Here is a 20,301-nt window from a genome sequence, read left to right as displayed (position 1 = left end):
CTTCCGTTGATGGCCGCAGAAGGAGAGCTGTCGAACCGGGGTGATTCGGTTGCCTCGATCCACGGCCATGGGAATCGTCGGTGCGCGACGGCTCAACCGGTGGTTGCCAAAACGCCAGGCTTTACATCCTTGGTCTGTGATCCGCAGACAGCTCTGGATTAGCAGTGAACTGATCACACCAGCGCTCGTGCATTCCCTGCGCGTATCGCGTAAGTTTGTTCGTCCGTGAGCACAGACTCCTGCATCTTCAGGCTTGCTGACTCCCAGTAAAAGAACGGTGCGTGGCTCCCGAAGCAGAGTTTGTCTTGCGGCAAGATTTTCAGTGCATTCTCCACGCCTGCCACTCCCTCAATCATCGCGATATCCAGCCACACATTCGTGCAGCCCCGGAGCGCGGTCATGATCATTGCGGCATTCGCATTCAGCACCATCACACGTGCCTCTGGCAGCTTCTTCATCACTTCATTCAGCGGTTTCAGATCCACCGGTGGCAACTGCATCACGGGTGATTGCGTCCGCTGATCCTCCAGTTGCGCCACGATCTGCACGAGCAGCTTCTGTTTCGTCACTGCTTCCAGCAGCGTGATGAAAACCTCGTCCGTCAGCGTGTAGCCATGATGATTCGGATACAGGCGGATCACCTTCATCCCGTGCTGCTCCACGCAGCGCTTCAGATCATCTTCCCAGGCTGGCAATCTCGGGTTCACACTGCCCACGGCACGCATCTGGGGGGATGCCGCGCAGCGCCTCGCGAGCCGCGTGTTTACCTCCGCCATGTCGCGATGCAGCAGCGCTTCAAAAGAGCCCGCCCAGGCTTCGGCGATGCCGCGTTTGCTCAGAAAGACAGCGTCGATCTCTGGAAGCACCCGCACCGGATGCGATCCAAGATGGATGTTGCAGTCGATCAACCCCGCTGCGGTTTCCGCCGCGAGGAGAGGTGCCGCAGCGAGTGCTGCCGTCTGTGCCATGAAGTGTCGTCGGTTCATGCCTGGATGCCTTTCGCTTTGAGGATGGGCAGCATCAGGCTGCGCAGGTTGTCGCAGAAGATTTTTTGTTTGTCCGCATCGCTGATCTGCGCGCCGTGGATCTTTGCAAGCTGGCTGGCAAAACTCCGCCCGCCGCTGTCGCTGCCATAGATCAAGCGATCCGCGCCAAGCTCGCGCACGGCCATCTCGGTAATGCCCCAGGTGGGGTCACTGCCGGCGAGGTCGGCGAAGAGGTTTTTTTGATCGCGGATCGCGCGGATGCCCAGCTCCCAGGTGCCGCCCGTGTGACCGCAGATGATCGGCACCTTCGGGAAACGTTTTGCCAGTGCCACGATGTCATCCGGGGTGGATTCGCCTTCGTAGTTGCCGTTCGTTTTAAACCAGGTGTGCTGGAAGATCACGGCCTTCAATTCCGCTGCACGGGCGATGATCGGATCGATCACCGGATCATTGCAGCGCTGCGCCACCCAGAGCTTCACGCCCACCATCGGTCCATTGGCCACGCAGCGCTCCAGCTCGCTGAGGCTGCGCTCCACATGCTTCGCGCTCAGATAGACGAATCCAAAGGCGCGATCTTTGTGCTTCTCCAGCGCGCGCAGCACATCGTCGTTCTGCTTCACCAGATCATCCGGGCTCGGGTCTTGCGCCCATTTCATGCCCATGTACACGCACAGCCGCTCGATCCCGACGCGGTCGGCATAGCGGATCAGGCTTCCCAGCCGCTCCTCTGGCGTGAGCCCGGCCACTCCGCTCAGATGACAATGTAGATCCCAGATGCGCATGGAAGCTTAACGGAAGAAGACCGAGATCTCCGTCACCGCCACCTTCGCTGCGCGCAGTTTTTTATTCGTGCTGGGGATCTGCTTGTCCCCGCTCAGGCTCTGATCGATCTCGCCCGTCGGGCTGAAGCGCACGGAAACCTTGGCCTCCAGCTTCCCCCCCTTGAAGTTTGCATAGCCGCCGTAGTCCCAGTCAAAACCGGAGAGCTCATAGGGCTTGCCGTTTACCTTCTCCACTTCAGCGATGTTCATCCCGAGCTTCAGCCCGTTCGCGAATTTCCAGCCTTTGCCGATGATGCGCACGTCGATGATCTCCTTCTCCTGGCTTTCTTCATCAAACAAGATCTCCAGTTCGCGATCCGTGCCAGCAAACAACTGCGCTCCATCCAGTTCAGTGCCCTCCGGTCCTGGCAGCTTCACGGGTTTTACCTTCCCACCGCCAAACAGCGTCTTCAGCCCGAACAGGGTCATTCCTTTCTCAATCGGCCCAACCCGCTCACCGACAACGATGGTGGAGTCATCCAAAGGAATCTCCGCTGCGGAGAGCGGCAGACAGCAGGCGAGGCAAAGCAGGAGCAAGGAGCGCATGGGTGCATTTCAGCAGAGCGGCACTTTTCGTCAAGCACATGGCTGCACGGCGCCCAACAAGCCAGCACGCATCGCCTCCAGCGGAGCAGGGCGGTCAAACCAATGCTCAAAGGAAATCGCGCCCTGATGCAGCAGCAGGCACATGCCGTCGGCGTGTTTGGCTCCGGCGGCTGCGGCTTGCTGGATGAGATCCGTCGGGCCGCTGGCGCGATAGACCATGTCATAGACGAGGTGGTGCTTTTCTAAAGAGCCCGCAGGCAGCAAGGGCGCGTCCTCCGCCTTCATGCCAACCGAGGTGGCGTTCACGATGAGATCGACTTCGGACAGTCGTCGAGCGAGGTCCTCGTGCTCCAGCGTGCAGGTTTTCAAGTCCACCGCCTTGGTGGCGAGCGACCGAAGTTCAGCCAGTAGGGGCTCTAGCTTTGACTCCGTGCGGTTCGCCAGCCTGAGGCTGCGGCATCCAGTGAGCACATTCTGCACCGCCACCGCTCTCCCCGCACCACCACCCGCGCCGAGGATGAGCACACGCAGATCCTTCACCTCCACGCCAAAAGCCTCCTTCACACTGCGCAGAAAGCCGGGGCCGTCTGTATTGTAGCCAAAGAGCCGTCCTTCGCGGATCGCCACCGTGTTCACCGCGCCGAGCTGGCGGGCCAGGGGATCGACGACATCCACGGCATCGAGCGCCTCAAACTTATGCGGGATGGTGATGTTTACACCGAGGAAGCCCTGCTTTGAGAAAAGCGCGAATGCCTCCTGGACCTGACCGGCGGGCACCTGCACGCGGACATACTGCGCGTCGATGCCGCAGGCTTGCAGCGCCGGGTTGTGCATCTGCGGAGATTTGGAGTGCGAGATCGGATCCCCGATGACAGCCAGCCGTGCAGGCGGAGTCAGGGCAGGGAAGTCGTGCAGTTGGTCGAAGGTGAAAAAGGGGGAGGACACAGGTCAGACATGGCATGGGGAAACTCAGGAGAAAAGCTCACAGTTAAGAGTGGCTGGATACTGAGCGTCAACTCACACACGCGTGGAGACTCTGCGAATTCGATGTGCAGGTCAGCAAGGGGGCTGTCGCTCTTGAGAAGCTTCTGCATTTTTATACTTTCAGGAATTGCCAGATTAAAGAACTTTGTTAGATTTACTTGGTAATTCAGGAATCCTTACCAAACCCGCTCGCTCCTATGACTCAATTGGCCATCGTGCTCGAAGATGGACGTCACGTCCAGGTTCCGATCTCTGCGGACATGCCATTGGGCAGGCTTGCAGAAATGAAGGCGGCATTGCAGGACGTGGAACTCCTGCATGAGAGCCGCTTGATCAACCTCAACACCCTTTCGGCGAATCGGGACCGTGTCTCCAATGAGCTGGCAGAGATGAACCGCCGTTACCATGATGTCTCGGCAGAGGTCCACCGCCTCCAGGCCCTTCTGGCGGAGTCCCTGCACGAGGTCGAGAATCTGGGCGCAAGAAAGGATCATCTTCTTTCCACCTTCCAGCAGGTCAGCGGGCGCTGTGCAGTCGAGTCGGCACGTTTGGAGACGCTACGCACGCAGTTCACGGAGACGGACCAGAAGCTGCAGGCGACCACGTCACAGCTCCGGGATCGCGAAGGCGCACTCCAGACCGCCGAGGCGAGGCTGCAAGAGTCTAGGGAATCTCAGGCTAGGATCTCCGCCGATGCCGAAGTCCAGAAACGCAATCTGGCGGTGGCAGAGCAGCGGCTCGTGCAGCTTGAGCAGCTCTGCGAGCAGATCACCGCCAGCCAGAACGAGCTTCAGCGTCTTGAAGCAATGCTCCAAGAGCAAAAGCTGGCCTTGGCGGCTACTGAGGAAGCTCAACTCGGCTCACTCGCCCAGCTTTTCAGATCCAGCCAGAATCTGAGCGATACCGAGACGCAGCTCACCAGCACCTGCGACTCGCTCTTTGCCACTCAGGTCGAGCTGCGCGAGGCCACGCTCCTGCTGGGCCGCACGCAGCAGGAGCAGGCCGATCTCGTATCCGCCATCGCCTCACTTCACCAGGAGCGGGAATCCTGCCTCCAGGAGTCTGCGCTCACCCAGCAGCAGCTCTGCAAATGCCAGGAGGATCTCTCCGCCACCCGGCAGACCTACACGACTCTCCAGCAGGAAAAGGCCGCGCTGGAGTCCCAGCTCGCCGTCACGCGTCAGCAGTTGGCCCAGACAGAGCTGCAGTCCCGGGCCACCACTGCCGCTCTGGAGAAAACCTCCCTACTTCTCGATGCCACGCGCCAGTCCCAGGCTACCGAGTCCAAATCACTCGCCGAGACGCAGGCACAGCTTGCCGAGGTCAGCCAGAAACTTGCCGAGACTCTCACCCAGTTTGCCGAAGACCGCCGTAAGCTTACCGAGACCGAGCAGCAGATCGAGAGCGCCAGAGTCGAGCTCGCCGAGCTCAGGCAGTGCATCACCGAAGGCAGCGACCGCATCACCGCACAGCGATCCGAGACCGAAGCCCTCCAGCAGAGCGAGGCTGAAATGCGTCACACCATCGCCGAATTTGAAGTTCGCCAGCAGGCACTGCTCACCAGTCTGCAGGATCTCACCTCCTCCGAGCAGGCATCCCGCTGCCGTTATGAGGAGATCCGCCAGCTCAGCCTGGATGCAGAAACCGCCCACACGGGGCGTGAGCAGGAGCTTGCTCTAAAGATCAGCACCGTGGAGCAAGAGCTCAGCGAACTTGAGGCACAGCTCCTGCCCCTCCGAGACTGGAAGACCAACATGGATCAGTTCCAGGCCATCCTCGCCAGTTCTCCCGCCGATTCCCTCGAAGCCCGCAATGCGCGCAACGACATCGACATGGCCATGGCCACACTCCGTTACCTCCTTTCCAATGCCGGTGCCAACCGTGCCCGCAGTCACCTCGCGATTGCCCGCGCCCAGGCACCGTCTCAGAGCATGGATCACTCCGCTGTCTCAGAATCTCAGGCAGACGGGCAGCTTCCGCAGGACAGCATCACCATGGGCTTACGCCAGGGGCGCGTCCGCGAGTCCATCCAGCGGGAGGAGGCCCGCCTCGAATTCCTCCGTCAGGAGCGCGAGCGCCAGGAACTGCGCAACCGCACCCACCGCACCGTCGATCCCGCGCTGAAGGAGCAAAATAAAAAGCTCGAAGAGCAGATCCGCCTGAATGAAACCAGGCTCGAAATGCTCACCGCGCGTCTTCAGAACGGTCAGAAGGAGGAAAGCCGCCAGCGTGAGATCATCGCCACCCTAGCTCAGCAGGTCCACGAACTCCGCCATAGCCTCTGTTCGCCCGCCTAGCAGCCTGTCGGACTTTGCCAAAACGTGAAGCGGGCGTTATGTCTCGCGTCATCAAGATTTGTGAAAAGGTTTGCTCGAAAAGTTGGGCGTTTGGTTATCGTCAGGCGGGTATAACCTATGACCCGAACTGAACTGAGCCAAGCCGGCACCAGGGATAATGATTGAGCTGCTCGTTTGCGGGGGCATCTGTGGCTGGTGCCAAGGCTGCCATTGCATGCATTGAGGCGCTCACGGACATCAAGCTCAGCGAGAGCCAGGCACGGCGCACGCTGCGCAAACTGGGCATGAAGTAGATACCTCACCCGTGCTGTCTTGTATGGCTTGGGAGAATCACAATCGTTTGTGAGATGCTGTCAACGAACCTCAGCGTCGCCCTTTTGTCTGGCGTACAGTATTCCCGGACGCTACATCCTTAATATCCATGCGCCTGCTGTTTGCCGCCGACCTCCATTATTCGCTCAAGCAGTTCGACTGGTTGCTGTCGCAGGCAGGTGACTTTGATCTCGTTATCATCGGTGGCGATCTGCTTGATCTCGCCTCAGCTCTTGAGGCTGATGTGCAGATCGCGATTGTGGAAAAGTACCTCGACCTTCTGCGGCAGAAAACCACGCTTGTGGTCAGCTCTGGCAATCATGATGGGGACTCGCGGAATGCAGCCGATGAATCCATTGCTGCATGGGTGCGCGAGGCGCGTGATGATCATCTTCATGTGGATGGCGACAGCTTTGATCTCGGCGGTGCTATCCGGATCACGGTGTGCCCCTGGTGGGACGGCGATCTCTCCCGCGCTGAACTTGAGGCACAGCTCGAGCGCGAGGCTGCGGAGCTTCATGGCAGGAACTGGATCTGGATTCACCATGCTCCGCCTGAAGGATCACGCACGAGTTGGACTGGTCGCAAATTCATCGGTGATGAAGCGCTGCGTTTGTGGATTGATCGTTTCCAGCCTGCGATGGTTTTGAGCGGGCACATTCATAACTCTCCATTCTACGCGGAGGGATCATGGATCGACCGCATCGGCCGCACCTGGGTTTTTAATCCTGGACGCCAGCTCGGCTCACAGCCCGCCACGATCATTCTCGATCTTGAGGCGATGACCGCCGAGTGGAGCTCGCAGGAGGGGCACTCAGTCCGCGATCTCCGGGTCACGGAGAGTTGAGGCTTTGGGAGCCACTCGTTCACGTGGCTGACGGTGCATCAGCGCATCGAGCATTCCATCCACCATCGCCAGATGGTCATGGCCTTCGAACTGCTGTTTCACATCGACGAGATATTTGTTCACTGCATCCAGACGACGGGCCAGGAGCTTGCAGAGATGCAGGCTTGCAGAGGGATTTTGCTCCAGGAATTCACGCGGGTCCGTGACGACATGAAAGCTTGATCCATTCACCGCACGCACCGCCGCCGTGTGAGGGACGCCCAGCAGAGCCGCAAGATCACCGAAAATCGAGCCAGGCTCATTCACCTTGGCCACCTTGACCCCATCCTTCACGACTTCGACCGTGCCCTGGATCAGGATATACAGAAGACCTGTGCAGTCTCCTTGCTCAAGCACCAACTGACCCTCCGTGAAATGCTGGACTGGGTGACTTTCGAGAGTGGCGAGGATCGACATGAGAAGATGTGGTAACAAACGACATCTACCATGAGATGAAAAGGCCTTTTCTGCCTCTTCAGGCCACCCCGGGGACATCCGCCGAAAGTCGGATGCGGTGGAGTGAATCCGGCTTGTCAGAGCCAGTGGTCTTTCCGAAACTTGCTGCGCATGAAATTACTCCACGAAACCCGCCTGAAAGTACGCCGTGAACTCGAAGCTCCGCCGACCTTGAGAAAGTTTGGCAGTGGATGGATCAGTGGTGTGCTGGGCATGATGCTCGGCCTCGCGGCCGTTGGAGGGGTGATCATGATCTGGTTTCCCGGCGTCTTTACCACTGCCGAAATGAGCAAGGCTTACGCCACGGGATGGTATCGCCCCGCGCTCTTCGCGGTGATCATCGCCGCCTTCCTCTTTTCCATGCTGAGTCTCGTGCTGCGTGAGAGCAAAGTTCTCGGCATGGCGGGCATGGCAGCGACTCTCGCTGCGCTGACTCTGGGCGGCAGTTCGGCTGCTCCGCTGGTGGCCGATGCCACGCCAATGTACTTCGGTTTCGATTTTTTTGTGCTCCGCTTGCTGCTGACCGGGCTGGTCTTCATTCCCATCGAGACCCTTTTCCCTCGCCATCCCGAACAGGGGATCTTCCGCTATGAATGGCGGGAGGATCTTTTCTATTACTTTGTCAGCAGCATGATGGTACAGCTCCTCACCTGGCTGTCCTTCATTCCGGCGAACACGTTGCTTGCCATCACCTCATGGTCAGAGTTTCGCGCCTGGGTCGCTGCGCTGCCCTTCGTCGTGCAGTTCATCGCCATCATGTTCATCACGGATGTGATGCAGTATTGGGTGCATCGTCTCTTCCATCGTATTCCAGCCCTGTGGCGCTTTCATGCCGTACATCATTCGGCACAAAACATGGACTGGATCGCCGGAGCGCGGATGCACTTCCTGGAAATCCTGATCCTGCGCGGCACCACCGTGATCCCGACCATCATGCTTGGATTCAGTCAGGCTTCCGTCGGAGCCTACGTCCTCGTGGTCTATCTCTACGCGACCTTTGTGCATTCGAACCTTGGCCTGCGCTTTGGTCTGGTGGAAAAGGTGCTCGTCACGCCGAGATTCCATCATTGGCATCACGGCATCGAAAAGGAGGCCATCGACGTGAACTTCGCCATCCATTTCCCGTTGCTGGATCGTCTCTTCGGTACCTATCACATGCCCGAAGATGGTCGCTGGCCGGAAGGTTATGGAATCAAAGGTCCGATGCCGAAGGGATACTGGCAGCAGTTTCTGCATCCATTCAAACGCTAAGCTTGTTTGATCTCCATGCGTCGGTGCAGTGGTATGATAGGCCTATGTTTGGAGGGTAGGCACTCTACAGCAGCTTCTCCCCGCCTGTGTATTTCCTCACCGCATCTGGATCGAGTTCGAGGCCAAGGCCGGGCGTCGTGGGAATCGCCAACATACCGTCCGCATCGAGCTTCCATCCGCCGACGGTGATTTCGTCGATGAAGGGCGAGCCTGTGAGGTACTCGACCAGATCGGTGCCGGGGAAGGCGGAGGCGAGGTGCAGGTCGGCGGCGAGACCGACTGCCGTGTTCCAGCCGTGCGGGATGAACTGCACACCGTGCTCCTGCGCCATCCAGGCGATGCGACGCTCTTCGCTGATGCCGCCGACTTTGGTGACGTCGGGTTGAATGATATCAAAAGCACGCGCTTCGAGGAAGGGCTGGAAGGCCTGGCGGCGCGTAAGCACCTCGCCGCCGCTGATCGGCACGGGCGAATGCTCGCGGAGCTTGGCGAAGTCTTCGAGTGAGTCGGGCGTGAGTGCTTCTTCAAACCAATGCACGTCGTAATCGGCGAGCATCTTCGCGGTGTTGAGCGCCCACTTGTAGCCGTTGGTCCAATGCGCGTCACTGCCGCCGGCATCGACCATCAACTTATTCTCTGGGCCGATGGTTTCGCGCGCTGCTTTGACGATGGCTTCATCCGTAGCCGCGTTGCGTCGCCCAAACGGCCCCCAGCCGATTTTGAAGGCGCGGAAACCCTGCGCCTTCACCGCGAGCAAGTGGTCGCGCAGCTTCGCTGGCTCATCCATGAGCAACGACGCGTAAGGCTGCACGCGTTCGCGATACCGACCGCCAAGCAGACGTCCAACGGGCTGCCCTGTGGCCTTGCCGAGCAGATCCCACAGAGCAATGTCGATGCCGCTGATCGCATGCGTGATGGAACCACCGCGCCCTAGCCAGAACATGTTCTGATGCAGCTTTTCGCTCACGCGCTCGGGTTCGAGGGCGTTCTCGCCGCGATACAGCGGTTCCAGCACGGCCAGCGAAGCGCGAACGAGCGCGTCATTGGTGAACACACTGCCGAGCCCGACGGCTCCTTCATCGGTGTGGACGGCGATGAGCGTGTGGACGCAATCTTCGGGACGGAGTTCGTTGCTCCAGCCACCTTCAGGTGTGGCTCCGCGCAAACCTGCGCAGCGGATTTCTCGGATTTTCATGGGTGTCGTTGGAATAGCTTGGCTTGAGGTTGGAAGATCACGTTTGCATCGAGTGGAAACATGGGGCGGGCACACTTGGAGTGGCCGAGGCTGCGGAGATTGGCACTGGTGGAACCGGGTGCATCCACATCGATGTAAAGCGCGGCCCACTCCTTGAACATGTGCGGCTCGCAGTGCGGCGACTTCACCACGACGGCCCCGAAATGCTTGGGATCGCAGCCATGCGCCAGGAACAGCGCACGATCATAGAGGCTCACCGCGCGGCTTGTGACGATCAGCGTGATGTTGCCGACCTGAATCACCGCCGTAGGTCCGGCTTGCCACAACTCGCGTGTCGTCTCGCTGTGAAACCAGCCGTCCGACAACATCCGCACTCGTCCCTCAATCGGCAGCGGCGTGAACCGAGCGGCATCAAGAGCGCCTCCGACCGTTGTTTTGACGGCGTTGCCAACGCCGGACGCGAAGGCGGCCTCCAATGCGCCAGGATCAACAATGGGGATCAATGCCGTGCCTTCGTAGCCCGCTTCGATGAGAGCGCGAAGGATCGCATTGCTGTCGCCGGAAGCGCCGGAACTCGTGGCGTCTGCCGCATCCACAAGCGCGACCGTGCCGGATGGATTTCCCTTCGTCAGCCGCGCCGATTCAGCAAGACTGGCGAGCGGCACCTGCATCTTTTCATGATGCTCCCAGAACAGATTCGCGATGCGTAGCGCTTCGCGTTCCGCGAGAGCCGGATCGTTGTCGGTGACGACAAAACTGTTCGACGCAAGAGCAGGCACATCGGTGAAGGGATTGCCCCACATCATCGCCGCTGACAGCCCGCCGGGGCTTTGCTCGACAGCCTTCGCAGCATCCACCGCGTGACAAATGGAGCCCGACGCCGTGATCAACTCATCGCCACGCACCAGCGCAGGCGCCGTCACCTTCGCCGTGACCGGGTTCACTTCACCAGCGACGATGCGCAGCAGCAGTCTCGCCGCACGCTCTCCAGTGCCGAAGAAATCGACATGCGGATAGGTGTGAAACGCCACGGCGGCATCGCTCTGATCCAGCATCCGGTCCGTGAGGATGCCATGCAGATCGAGCGAGATCACGATGGGCACCTCCTCGCCGACAATCTTCCGCGTTTGCTCCAGCAGCCATCCTTCCGGGTCACCCTCGCTCTGTGTCGCCATCGCGCCATGCAGCGAAAAATAAACGCCATCCACCTCCGGCGCCGTCTTGATGCTGGAGAGCAGTTCGTCCGCCAGTCTCTCAAACGCCGCATCCGCCAGAGTGCCGCCCGAGGTGATGAAATGCGCGCTGCACGTCGGCACGAGTTCCACGCCCGGCGTCGCATCAAACACGCTCAACGCCCCGCCCACCTCACTGCGCACCTGTCGATGGTAGTCGAGAATCGACTGACCATGACGGAGTGTGAAGTCCTCGTATCCGCTAAGGACCGGATTGAAGGTGGAGACTTCCTGTTTGCATTCGGCGATGAGGATTCGGGGCATGGGCGTCTCTTTCTACGGTGCGACAACGCCAGCCTTCACCCACGATTCATCAAAATATCCGGCTCTCACCGGTTCATCGGCGTTGATGTTCATCAGCGCCCAGTCGCCGAGACGTGGAAAAAGCAGGTAGTTGAAAGCGGCGAACTCCTTCTCATGAAAGGTGTGGCCGCTGTTGATGACGATGTAGCGATCTTTGGCGAGTGGGCTGGCGCAGATGAAAGCAGGGGCGTGGTCCTTCGCTGGTTGCGCTTGGTCGCCAAGACGGATTTCATCACGCGTCCACGTCACCGGCAGCTTCGCCAGCGCTTTGGCGATCCATGAGTTGCTGCCGGGATCGCCGAAGAGGATGAGGTGCTTGTCGCGCAGGTCAGCCTCGGTGACTTCGGTGTCGTTCTTCACGGGCAGGACGCTACGCATGTAGCGCGCCCATTCGTATTCGAAGCCCTTCAGATTGGCGGCGGCCCAGGCATTCACTTCGGCATTCCAAGGCTTGCCGGTGCCACGCACGCAGAGGAAGGGTGTGGCGAACGCGTCATCAATCGGGCCTTGCAGACCGGGGCGTTTGCCAGTGAGCGTGATCTGGCTGTGCGGGCCGTCGCATTGCCATGAATCACCGGATTTGGTGAAAACGAGCACGTCATCGGCTTTGTGCGGCGGTAACTCGATCTCGACACCTGAGATGCGCATCTTGGCTACCGGGCGATGAATGGCGAAGCGGATGATGTTGCTCACCTCGCTGACTTCGATGCAGTCATCGGTCACGCTGGCGCGGAACTCGGCGCGTTCGTAGTGCTTGCCGAGACTTAGCAGTTCGAGCCAGTGGCAGCGGTTGTATTTGAGCGTCCAGGTGACGAAGCGAAGCTGCTTCGGGTCGTGATTGAGGCCCTTGGCGACGTGTTCTGTGATGCGGCGCATTTGCTCGGCGTGGGTCTTGGGATCAATGACGTGACCCGTTCCAGGCGAGATGAGATTCGTGAACGGAATGTCTTCTTTGGCGAAGGCTTCTCCCATGATGACGTGCGCCTGGAAGAATGTATCCTTGTCGCCAATGGCTGCGATGGCGGGCACGACGCCTGCGTTCGCGGCGTAGTCAACGGAGTCGAGCATGTGCAGGCCGATCTCCTGATGCGGTGGCAGTGGACCAACCTTGATGAAGCCAGGGATCGGCGTCTCGGAGAAGCGGTGCGTATCGACGTAGCCGCAATACGGCCCGATGGCGGCGAAGCGGTCCGGGTGCTTCAAGCCCAGATGCCAGGTGCCCGACGCACCCATCGACATGCCGCGCAACACGATGCGGTCGCGGTCGATCTTGTAGTTGCGGCACACGGCTTCAATGGCCTCGAACACATCCGTCTCGCCCGCCCATCGGTAGCAGTTCTCCACACGGCCGAGCGGATGCAGCTCGATGTAATCAGCCTCAGGGCCAGGTTTGTCGGCATCACCTTCATCGAAGCGATTCATGAACTTCAGCTCGCTCATGCCCACGGGTTTCGAGCTGCCGTGCAGCACGACATCAAGCCGAATGGGTTTCGTGGCATCGTAATTCTTTGGGATGATGACGCCGTAGGGTTGCGTGGAACCATCGACGGCCGAGACAAAGCCGCGCACAACTTTGCCTTTCTTCGTGGTCCATGGCGATTGATTTGCCGTCAGAGCCGCGGCGCGCTCGGTGCCTCGATCGAGCGCCTTTTCAATCGTAGCAACGTCTTTGGCGGTGAACGCGGATTCGTAGCGCAGCGCCCATTCGCTGCCTTTTTGAAACACCTCGGCATCGGCCAGCAGATCGGCGTGAGCAGTTTTGAGCTTCGCGAGCTGTGCCTTCAGTGTTTTCGCCGACTCGTGCAAGACACTGGTGCTGACCGCCTCGCGCAGCATGAACTCCATCGCAACGCAGGTGTCCTCGTAGTTGGTGGAATGACCGCCTGCCTCGCGATGAATGCTCAGCACCTTGCGCTTGGCCTGCTGGAGCTTTTCTACGAGACGCATCACGCTTTGCGGTGGCACCACGTCATCCTTGCCACCGGTCGTGACCGCCACAGGCATCACGAAACGATCCGGCCATAGCTCGGCGCTGCGCTTCTTGTATTCGTCCGGCACTTGGTCCTTCGTGCCGCCATAGGAGGCGATGATCGCGTCTTGAAACTTCTCATACTCGATCATGTTCGCGGTACCGTTCAAACTGCACACACCCGCGATGAGTTCGGGATGCAGCGCTGCGAAGATCAGGGCCGATGTGCCGCCCATGGAGCCGCCTGCGATGAAGACGCGGCCAATTTGATGACGCCGTTTCAGTTCCGCGATGATCTGCACGACATCCGCCTCGGCCTTCGGTCCCATCCACGAGGTCTTGGCTCGGTAGTCGGGTGAGATGAAGATCAAACCGTGCTTCGCGGCGACATCACGCAGGCCTTTGCATTCACCGCGCGTCTGATTGATGAACTGCCAGCGGTCTGATCCATGTCCGTGCAGTGCGATGACGGCATCGCGCCCTGTTTGGGAAGCCGCATCACTTGGGACAAGCTCCACATAGCGCTGCTCGGTGCCGTCGAGGTTGGATCGAAAGGCCACGTCAGTGAGAAGCATGTTTTCGGACTCGGAGACAGTCGCGCTTTTGAATCCGAGGATGGGCTTCTTCGGACCGGGGGTGACGAAATGATTGCGCGAGATGTCGGCGCTGCCTTTGACGACGATGGCGGCCACGCCACCACCGCGAATCGTGTTTCCTGTGATGACGGCCTTTGAATCTTCCAACACGGCGATCATTGGCGGCACACCGCCTTCGCGTGTGAGTTCATTCGAGTGAATGACCGCTTCAGAGCCGATGGCGACGCCGATGGCGACGAGCTTGTTCCCGAGGAGCCGGTTGTTCTCGATGCGGGCCTTCGCCTTGTCCCGCAGGCCGATGCCAGCGCGGATGTTGTCGTGGCAGTGGTTGCGCAGGACTTGGGGTGCGGAGCCTTCACTGATGCCGATGCCGGCGCGGATGTTCGTGTGGCATTCGTTGTCTTGGATGAGCGGGCTGGCGCCATCACAGCCGATGCCGGCGTAGAAGTTTTCAAAGCAGAGGTTCTTCTCGATGATGGCCGTGGAGCCGCTCATGGAGCCGATGCCGCCGCCCATGTTGCGATAGCAGACGTTGCCGATCACGCGCGGCGATCCAGCGGTGATGGCGATGCCGGTGTAGCCGATGTGATGCACGATGTTGTGCCGCACCTCGCAAACGACCGCCACAGCGATGCCCGGAGTGCCTGCTGCGCCGATGGGCTCGTGCTCCTGCTCGTTTCCCTGCGTGTCAAAATGATGCTGCCAGAGCTTCCCGTCATATTGGCCGAGGCCGGTGACGGTGAAGCCGTCCAGCACGGATTTTTCGGCCATTTCGACACCACCTTCGAGGATCGTTGCTTCAGCGCGTTTGAGGCCGAGCTTGCCTTTGTCGTCGATCCCGCCGCTCTTCAACGTCACGCCCGGCTTGAGCTTCAAAGGCTCGCGATATGTTCCTGCGGCGACGAGCACCGTGTCGTCAACCTTGGCAGTGTCGATGGCACTTTGGATGGTTTTGAAATCCTCCGGCACACGCAGGGTGGTCGCAGTGGCCGCGACTGCGAACCACAAAAAGACGATGGCATGTTTGCAGATCATTGGGCCTCCTTCCATTTGGCAAACTCCGCGAGCACCTCTTCGCGCGAGCAGCGCGGACGCAACGCGGTGCGCACTTTGAAGCCGTAGTCCTTCATCAGTTCGGGCTTCTGAATGAGGAACTGGAAATCCCAGGCGGGGTTCGTGGATTTCAGCGCTGCGTTGGCTCCGCCGCCGCTGGGTGAGTGCGTGAGGCGGATGCCTTCGGTGCGGTCGAACATGACGATCCAGGTGAGGTCGTCGAAGTGGCCGTAGAAGAACGGTTGGTCGAAGCGGAAGCGCGAGAGGCTCTTGAAGAGCGTGTCGCGTCCGCCGTCGGGGAAGGTCATCTCGAACTGGTCATCGCGATGGCGCACGGTGCTCTGGTCGTTGTGCCACTGGGTGCAAAACTGCGTCCACATGTCCTTCTGCGTGTCGAGGCCGCCGAGGAAATACATGCTCTTGTCGGCAGGGGCGTTCATGTAGCTGGCCCAGAACAGCGAGAGGTAACCGCGCGGGAAGACATCGCGATGGGCGCGGCAGCGGAAGTCCATGTCGAGATAATGCGGCGCGACGAGCCGGAAGCGCGTCCAGCTTTCGACGTGAAACGTCGGCGTCGGCGGCTGATGGAGTTCCGCCTCGGTGTCGCTGAGGCGTGTGAGGTGCATGGGCGAGTTGCGCGGCTCGAAGAAGGTTTTCGAGTCCTCCAGATGCTCGCCGGTGACGATGTGCTCAAGGTTCAAGCCCGCGACGGCCGGCACGAAGAGGCTGCGCGTGCCTTTGGCGTGCTGGAGGCTCCACACGCCGTTGTAGCCCGCGCGATGCTCGCCCTGTGCGGAGTTGTCGCCGATGACGGCAGTCAGATCGCCTGCCTGGAGCATGGTGAGCGAGGCCTTGGACTCAGCACGGGCGGGCGCGGTTAATGCGACGGCGGTCGCGGTGTGTAGAAAATCGCGGCGGGTTTTCATCGTTGTGTTCGTGGAATGACTGGCAGCACAATATGAGACGCCTGCCCCGTCGTGTGCATGATCGTTTGCGTGGCGACGACGCTCGTTGTTTCGAGTCCGATGTTGTCCGCGCCGGTGTTGAGGTTGCGCAGGTAGTAGGGGAAATAGCTGCTGGAGATCTCGACGCGGATGCGATGGCCTTTGAGGAAGACATTGCCGGTCGCCCGCCAGAAGTCGATGGTGTATTCGAGCACTGCGTTAGGCTCGATCACGCTGTGTTTGGCAGGATTGAAGGCCCCATTGCGATCGGGATCGCGATGGCGCGCACGCATCACGCCTTCGCAGAGCATCGCTGAGAAGCCATCAGGCTGCACGTCGATGAGGCGGACCATCCAATCGGTGTCACGGGCGGAGCTGGCGGCGTAGAGTTTCGCGGTGATGGGGCCGGTGACTTCCACCTCGTCTTCCAGCGGCGGAGTTGTATAGACAAGCACGTCATCGCCACTCGACGATTTGCGCGTGTCGGCGGCACCATCTTCGAGATGTCCGCCGGTGAAGGGCGAGCGAGTCGGTTTGGCAGGATCATAGACATACGAGTCCTGATCCGATCCAGTGGGCGGCGTGGTGCTCAGCACACCGTCACCGTTGAGGGAGTTCGCGCGCCCCTTGCTGTCGAAGTAAAACTTCGTCCAGCGCGTCTGCGGCAGCGGCCAGTCCTGCTCGGCGCGCCATTCGTTGCGTCCCATGACGAACACATGAACGGGCGCGTCGTTCACCACGCCGTTGTCGATGCCTTTCAGCCAATGGTCGAACCATCGGCAGACATAGCCATCCCAGTCGATGATCGCCTTGTCGCCATAGTCGAAGGCACCGAGCTTGCGGCTGGTGTTGATGATGTGCTGCCAAGGTCCTATCACCATGCGCGGATGCCTCGCAGCATCGGTGGTGCCATGCTGCTTCATCGCGAGGTAGTTCATCGGCGCACCGGGGAAGTCGGCATCAAACCAGCCCGTGGCCGCAAGCGATGGCACCGCCACCTTCGCATACTCTTCTGGCTTCTGATAAGCGATGCCCTGCCAATACGGATCGGAGGAGGTGTTGCCGCGAATCCACTTCTCGAACCAAGGCGCATCGAGCGCGCCGCGCAGCTCATTGAGCTTCAAATACGGCAACTGCATGTAATCCGCGAGCCGCCGTTCCTCCGACGCAAATCCACCATACGGCCCCGGCCCCATCGTCTGGCCGACGCGCCCCGCATTGGCTCCGCCACAATCAACCATCCATGACACCAGTACGCCGTTCTGATAAGGCGCATTGAACATAGCATCCGGCGGCGCAACCTCGGGCACGATGCACTTCAGCGACGGCGGCGCTTGCGTGGCGGTCCACCATTGCGTCCATCCCATGTAGGACAGGCCCATCATGCCAACCTTGCCATCGCACCATGGCTGTTTGGCGAGCCACTCGACGAGGTCGTAGCCATCCGTCTTGTGCTTCGGATCGAAGGGATCCCAATCGCCCTCCGAATCAAAGCGACCACGTGAGTCCGCCACGGCCACCACATAGCCCCGCTGCGCGAACCAGGTGCCGCGCTTTTGATAACCCGGATTGTTGCCGTAAGGCGTAATGATCAGGATCGCTGGGAACCGCCCGTCGGCTTTCGGCTGAAACACATCCACGGAAAGCCGCACGCCGTCGCGCACGGTAGCTTTGTTGCCGCGCGTCGCTTTGACTTCGTACTGCTCGGCGGAGTATTGGCCGGGATCGGGTGCTTCTGCTTGAAGAGCGGCCAGCGAAGCCAGCAGCAGAGCTGTGAAGATGCGGAGGATCGGTTTCATGGGCTACATTGGTCCGGTTGCATAACCTGCGCTTCGATGTCCAGGCCGACGCGCTGGCTCCACGCTTGCTGCATCGCTTTGAACCATGGGCCGGGTTTGCCATCGCCGATGGGGATGTTGTTGATCTTGGTGCAGGGGGCCAGGCAGTAGGGTGTGGTGGTGAGCCAGGCTTCGTCGGCGTTGATCACATCGTAAGGCTGGAAATCCTTTTCGACGAACTCCATGCCGAGGTTCGGCGCGATTTCCTTCACGGTTTGCAGGCTGATACCCCAGAGGATGTTGCGTGTGGTTGGCGTGATGATGGTGCGGCCTTTGATGATGACGAAGTTAGAGCCGGCGCATTCGGTGACGTTGCCATCGAGATCGAGCAGCAGCGTGGTCGCACGCGGATCCACGGCGTGCGATTGCTTGTCGGCGAGGAACCAGTGCAGGCGGCTGCGGTTCTTCATCTTCGGCTCGATGCATTGCGGCGGAATGTGGCGGATCGACGGCGTGACGACATGCGCGCCTTCGATGAACAAATGCCGCCACATGCTGAAGCGCAGCGGAAACGAGTGAATGCAAATCGTCGGCGACATCGGCCCGGCAGCTCCAGCGCTGCCGGCATAGAGCGCGTTTTCGCCAGGCGTGACGAAATGCACGATCCCGATGTCCTCGTCTGGTCGCAGCAGCTTGCAGTTGGCTTCGGCCAACTCGTTCGTTCGCGCCAGCATCTCCTCCTGCGATAACGGCACTGCGATGCCGGAATACTTCAGCGAGCGATACAGCCGCGCGACATGATCTTCGACGCGATATGGCTGATGCCGAAACGTGCGCGTCATCTCCGTGAGCGTCGCGCCGAGCACGATGCCGAGATCGTAGATGTTCAGCTTCGCCTGCGAGGCAGGCAGGAAACCGCTGTTCAAATAGACGATGGGTTCGCTCATGAGACGTGAGAGCTTTGTTTGATGCGATCGAGGATGTTCGACGTGATGCGTTGCGCGCGCGGGTCCACGCCTTTGGGTTCGGTGTAAACCTTGGGCCGCACATAGCCGGGAGGTGCGGACAAACCGTCGCCCCACCAGCATGTGGCGGCGTTGAAGACGATGTTCTTTTTCGGACCGGGATAAATCGTCGCCGTGTAAACACCCTCGCCCTTTGGGCCTTTGGTGCCGTTGCGAGTCTTGCCGGTGGAGACGACTTCGAGACCGGGAATATCTGCGGGCATGCCCATCCACTCCCAACCAACCAAGCCGGGAATGCCATCGCCTTTTTTCATACCAGTGCCCGCGAAGATCCAATGATCCGGCATCGAGCAAACCCACGGGCCGCCGCCAGTGACAGGCGGCGCGTTGCGTGCGCCGATGAGTTCGGACTCGCTCGGTGTTTGATATGGAAACTTGTCCCCACCTGCCCAGTCACCGCCGGGAAGACGCGGGCCAAAGGCGTCGATGCGACTGAAGATGCGGTTCGGCACGCCACTCGATGATGGTCTCGGATCGATGCGGCCCCAGCAGGTGTCGCCGGAAAAGAAGCAGACGTTAACTCCCGCAGCGACGGCCGCTTTGAGCTGGTCATACATCTCGATCGAGTAGTATTCGTCGTGTCCGATGCTGAGAAATCCCTTCGCTCGCAGCAAGCTCTTCGCATCGGCGTGTGTATCGAGGTTCGAGATGTAACTCACGTCATAACCGTGCTGCTCCATCCAGTAGGCGAACGGAAACTCCCACAGAAACCACGAGCCCGAGCCAGTGGACAGCGGCGCATCAAGGATCTGGCAATACTTGCCGTAGGGCCGGTCGAAGCTCACATCCACGCCAGGGCCGCAATACCACTTGTCCTTGCCGTCGTCGTAGAGCGCGAACTGGTCCGGCCAGCGGTTATAGGCCTGCCAGGTCGTGTCGGAGCATTGGAAAAGAAAGTCGGCGCGGCGATCATCGCGCACGATGAAGATGACGTAGCTCTGCCAGCCCTCACGCTCCGCCGTGAGCTTGCCCACATAGACACCGCTCACCCAGTCATCGGGGATCGTCAGTTCCGTGCACGGCTCCCACTGGCACTCGCGCACGCGATTCGGACCGACGGGTGGATCGGGTCGTGTCACGCCTTTGAACGAACCGAGACTCAACATGTGCCTGCCACCATCGCCGCCGTAGTAGCCGCTGCGGTAGATATCGATGGTGAACGGCGAAGGTGGATTCGTGCTGACGTGAAAGCTGATCTTCTCACCGGCTCGCACGCTCGTGCACGAGCAATAACCTTCGATCCACGGGCAGCGATACTTCGTCTTCGGATCAACACCGGTCTTGGCCAGCATCCAGTCGCGAGTGCCAGGCTTTGCATTCTCACGCTGGATCAAATCAGACTGCGCAGGTGCTGCGATCACACTCGATGAAACACCGACCGCACCAGCGCTTGTTTGGAGAAACTGTCGGCGATTCATGGAGTGTGAAGATGTATCCGCAAAGATGCGAACTCGAGGAGTCGAGATGGTTTCATTGGGAGCAGGCCAAGTGCGATTGCCGGGGGGCAAACTCGGTTGTTCATTCAACGCTGACCGGGCTTCTCTTCTTCGACAGAGGGACGAGCAGAGGCGAAGAAATCACAAATTCCCTGTGCTGTTTACGTCTCCCAAACATCATAGGCCACCTATGGCAAATGCCGATATTGGCGACAGGTTTGACTGGCCTTC

Annotated in this window: 15 protein-coding genes; 3 read left to right on the top strand and 12 right to left on the bottom strand. The window is 59.9% G+C overall.

Translation table 11 applies throughout. From position 1 onward, the window contains the following. Window positions 1-173 precede the first annotated feature (173 nt). Genes AC6FTP_RS01120 through aroE form a run of 4 tightly spaced genes read right to left on the bottom strand, consistent with a single transcriptional unit; the run spans window position 174 to window position 3,298 of the window. On the bottom strand, window positions 174-986 hold the full coding sequence (locus tag AC6FTP_RS01120; RefSeq protein ID WP_497205058.1) for an amidohydrolase family protein: 813 nt from the start codon (window positions 984-986) through the stop codon (window positions 174-176). After that, a complete protein-coding gene (locus tag AC6FTP_RS01115; RefSeq protein ID WP_497205057.1) occupies window positions 983-1,768 on the bottom strand; it encodes an amidohydrolase family protein in 786 nt (261 codons plus the stop codon). The genes AC6FTP_RS01120 and AC6FTP_RS01115 overlap by 4 nt, the downstream gene beginning before the upstream one ends. Window positions 1,769-1,774: 6 nt before the next feature. Further along, window positions 1,775-2,353, bottom strand: coding sequence for a hypothetical protein (locus tag AC6FTP_RS01110; RefSeq protein WP_497205056.1), 579 nt, complete (start codon window positions 2,351-2,353; stop codon window positions 1,775-1,777). Between the two features lie 30 nt (window positions 2,354-2,383). Then, a complete protein-coding gene (gene aroE / locus AC6FTP_RS01105; protein ID WP_497205055.1) occupies window positions 2,384-3,298 on the bottom strand; it encodes a shikimate dehydrogenase in 915 nt (304 codons plus the stop codon). A gap of 236 nt (window positions 3,299-3,534) precedes the next feature. On the opposite strand from aroE, the gene AC6FTP_RS01100 reads away from it, so the two are divergent. Then, window positions 3,535-5,634, top strand: coding sequence for a coiled-coil domain-containing protein (locus AC6FTP_RS01100; RefSeq protein ID WP_497205054.1), 2,100 nt, complete (start codon window positions 3,535-3,537; stop codon window positions 5,632-5,634). Window positions 5,635-6,055: 421 nt separating this feature from the next. Continuing rightward, complete coding sequence (locus AC6FTP_RS01095) at window positions 6,056-6,793, top strand: metallophosphoesterase family protein (protein WP_497205053.1); 738 nt, start codon at window positions 6,056-6,058, stop codon at window positions 6,791-6,793. Here AC6FTP_RS01095 and AC6FTP_RS01090 read toward each other — a convergent pair. Beyond that, window positions 6,761-7,249, bottom strand: coding sequence for a cyclic nucleotide-binding domain-containing protein (locus AC6FTP_RS01090; RefSeq protein WP_497205052.1), 489 nt, complete (start codon window positions 7,247-7,249; stop codon window positions 6,761-6,763). The genes AC6FTP_RS01095 and AC6FTP_RS01090 overlap by 33 nt on opposite strands. A gap of 150 nt (window positions 7,250-7,399) precedes the next feature. Here AC6FTP_RS01090 and AC6FTP_RS01085 point away from each other — a divergent pair, with 150 nt between their 5' ends. Continuing rightward, complete coding sequence (locus AC6FTP_RS01085) at window positions 7,400-8,539, top strand: sterol desaturase family protein (RefSeq protein ID WP_497205051.1); 1,140 nt, start codon at window positions 7,400-7,402, stop codon at window positions 8,537-8,539. A gap of 64 nt (window positions 8,540-8,603) precedes the next feature. On the opposite strand, the gene AC6FTP_RS01080 is transcribed toward AC6FTP_RS01085, so the two are convergent. From AC6FTP_RS01080 to AC6FTP_RS01050, 7 genes are read right to left on the bottom strand one after another with little or no spacing between them, the layout of a single operon-like run. After that, a complete protein-coding gene (locus AC6FTP_RS01080) occupies window positions 8,604-9,734 on the bottom strand; it encodes a mandelate racemase/muconate lactonizing enzyme family protein (protein WP_497205050.1) in 1,131 nt (376 codons plus the stop codon). Then, window positions 9,731-11,230 (bottom strand): M81 family metallopeptidase, encoded by a 1,500-nt coding sequence (locus AC6FTP_RS01075; protein WP_497205049.1) that lies wholly within the window; start codon window positions 11,228-11,230, stop codon window positions 9,731-9,733. Before AC6FTP_RS01075 ends, AC6FTP_RS01080 begins: the two co-directional genes overlap by 4 nt. A gap of 12 nt (window positions 11,231-11,242) precedes the next feature. Further along, window positions 11,243-14,869, bottom strand: coding sequence for an alpha/beta fold hydrolase (locus tag AC6FTP_RS01070; RefSeq protein ID WP_497205048.1), 3,627 nt, complete (start codon window positions 14,867-14,869; stop codon window positions 11,243-11,245). Beyond that, window positions 14,866-15,813, bottom strand: a complete 948-nt coding sequence (locus AC6FTP_RS01065) for a hypothetical protein (protein WP_497205047.1) — start codon at window positions 15,811-15,813, stop codon at window positions 14,866-14,868. The genes AC6FTP_RS01070 and AC6FTP_RS01065 overlap by 4 nt, the downstream gene beginning before the upstream one ends. Next, a complete protein-coding gene (locus tag AC6FTP_RS01060; protein WP_497205046.1) occupies window positions 15,810-17,630 on the bottom strand; it encodes a CocE/NonD family hydrolase in 1,821 nt (606 codons plus the stop codon). The genes AC6FTP_RS01065 and AC6FTP_RS01060 overlap by 4 nt, the downstream gene beginning before the upstream one ends. Beyond that, window positions 17,627-18,556, bottom strand: a complete 930-nt coding sequence (locus tag AC6FTP_RS01055) for an aminotransferase class IV (RefSeq protein ID WP_497205045.1) — start codon at window positions 18,554-18,556, stop codon at window positions 17,627-17,629. Before AC6FTP_RS01055 ends, AC6FTP_RS01060 begins: the two co-directional genes overlap by 4 nt. Then, complete coding sequence (locus AC6FTP_RS01050) at window positions 18,553-20,052, bottom strand: N,N-dimethylformamidase beta subunit family domain-containing protein (RefSeq protein WP_497205044.1); 1,500 nt, start codon at window positions 20,050-20,052, stop codon at window positions 18,553-18,555. The genes AC6FTP_RS01055 and AC6FTP_RS01050 overlap by 4 nt, the downstream gene beginning before the upstream one ends. Window positions 20,053-20,301: the final 249 nt, after the last annotated feature.

This window comes from Prosthecobacter sp., assembly GCF_044378005.1.
GTDB lineage: Bacteria > Verrucomicrobiota > Verrucomicrobiia > Verrucomicrobiales > Verrucomicrobiaceae > Prosthecobacter.
The sequence above is the reverse complement of the archived record's forward strand: the minus strand, read 5'-3'. Positions and strand labels throughout refer to the sequence as shown.

Coding starts and splice junctions, on each gene's coding strand:
- AC6FTP_RS01120 (WP_497205058.1), bottom strand. CDS start 986: ATGAACCGACGACACTTCATGGCACAGACGGCAGCACTCGCTGCGGCA.
- AC6FTP_RS01115 (WP_497205057.1), bottom strand. CDS start 1,768: ATGCGCATCTGGGATCTACATTGTCATCTGAGCGGAGTGGCCGGGCTC.
- AC6FTP_RS01110 (WP_497205056.1), bottom strand. CDS start 2,353: ATGCGCTCCTTGCTCCTGCTTTGCCTCGCCTGCTGTCTGCCGCTCTCC.
- AC6FTP_RS01100 (WP_497205054.1), top strand. CDS start 3,535: ATGACTCAATTGGCCATCGTGCTCGAAGATGGACGTCACGTCCAGGTT.
- AC6FTP_RS01095 (WP_497205053.1), top strand. CDS start 6,056: ATGCGCCTGCTGTTTGCCGCCGACCTCCATTATTCGCTCAAGCAGTTC.
- AC6FTP_RS01090 (WP_497205052.1), bottom strand. CDS start 7,249: ATGTCGATCCTCGCCACTCTCGAAAGTCACCCAGTCCAGCATTTCACG.
- AC6FTP_RS01085 (WP_497205051.1), top strand. CDS start 7,400: ATGAAATTACTCCACGAAACCCGCCTGAAAGTACGCCGTGAACTCGAA.
- AC6FTP_RS01080 (WP_497205050.1), bottom strand. CDS start 9,734: ATGAAAATCCGAGAAATCCGCTGCGCAGGTTTGCGCGGAGCCACACCT.
- AC6FTP_RS01075 (WP_497205049.1), bottom strand. CDS start 11,230: ATGCCCCGAATCCTCATCGCCGAATGCAAACAGGAAGTCTCCACCTTC.
- AC6FTP_RS01070 (WP_497205048.1), bottom strand. CDS start 14,869: ATGATCTGCAAACATGCCATCGTCTTTTTGTGGTTCGCAGTCGCGGCC.
- AC6FTP_RS01065 (WP_497205047.1), bottom strand. CDS start 15,813: ATGAAAACCCGCCGCGATTTTCTACACACCGCGACCGCCGTCGCATTA.
- AC6FTP_RS01060 (WP_497205046.1), bottom strand. CDS start 17,630: ATGAAACCGATCCTCCGCATCTTCACAGCTCTGCTGCTGGCTTCGCTG.
- AC6FTP_RS01055 (WP_497205045.1), bottom strand. CDS start 18,556: ATGAGCGAACCCATCGTCTATTTGAACAGCGGTTTCCTGCCTGCCTCG.
- AC6FTP_RS01050 (WP_497205044.1), bottom strand. CDS start 20,052: ATGAATCGCCGACAGTTTCTCCAAACAAGCGCTGGTGCGGTCGGTGTT.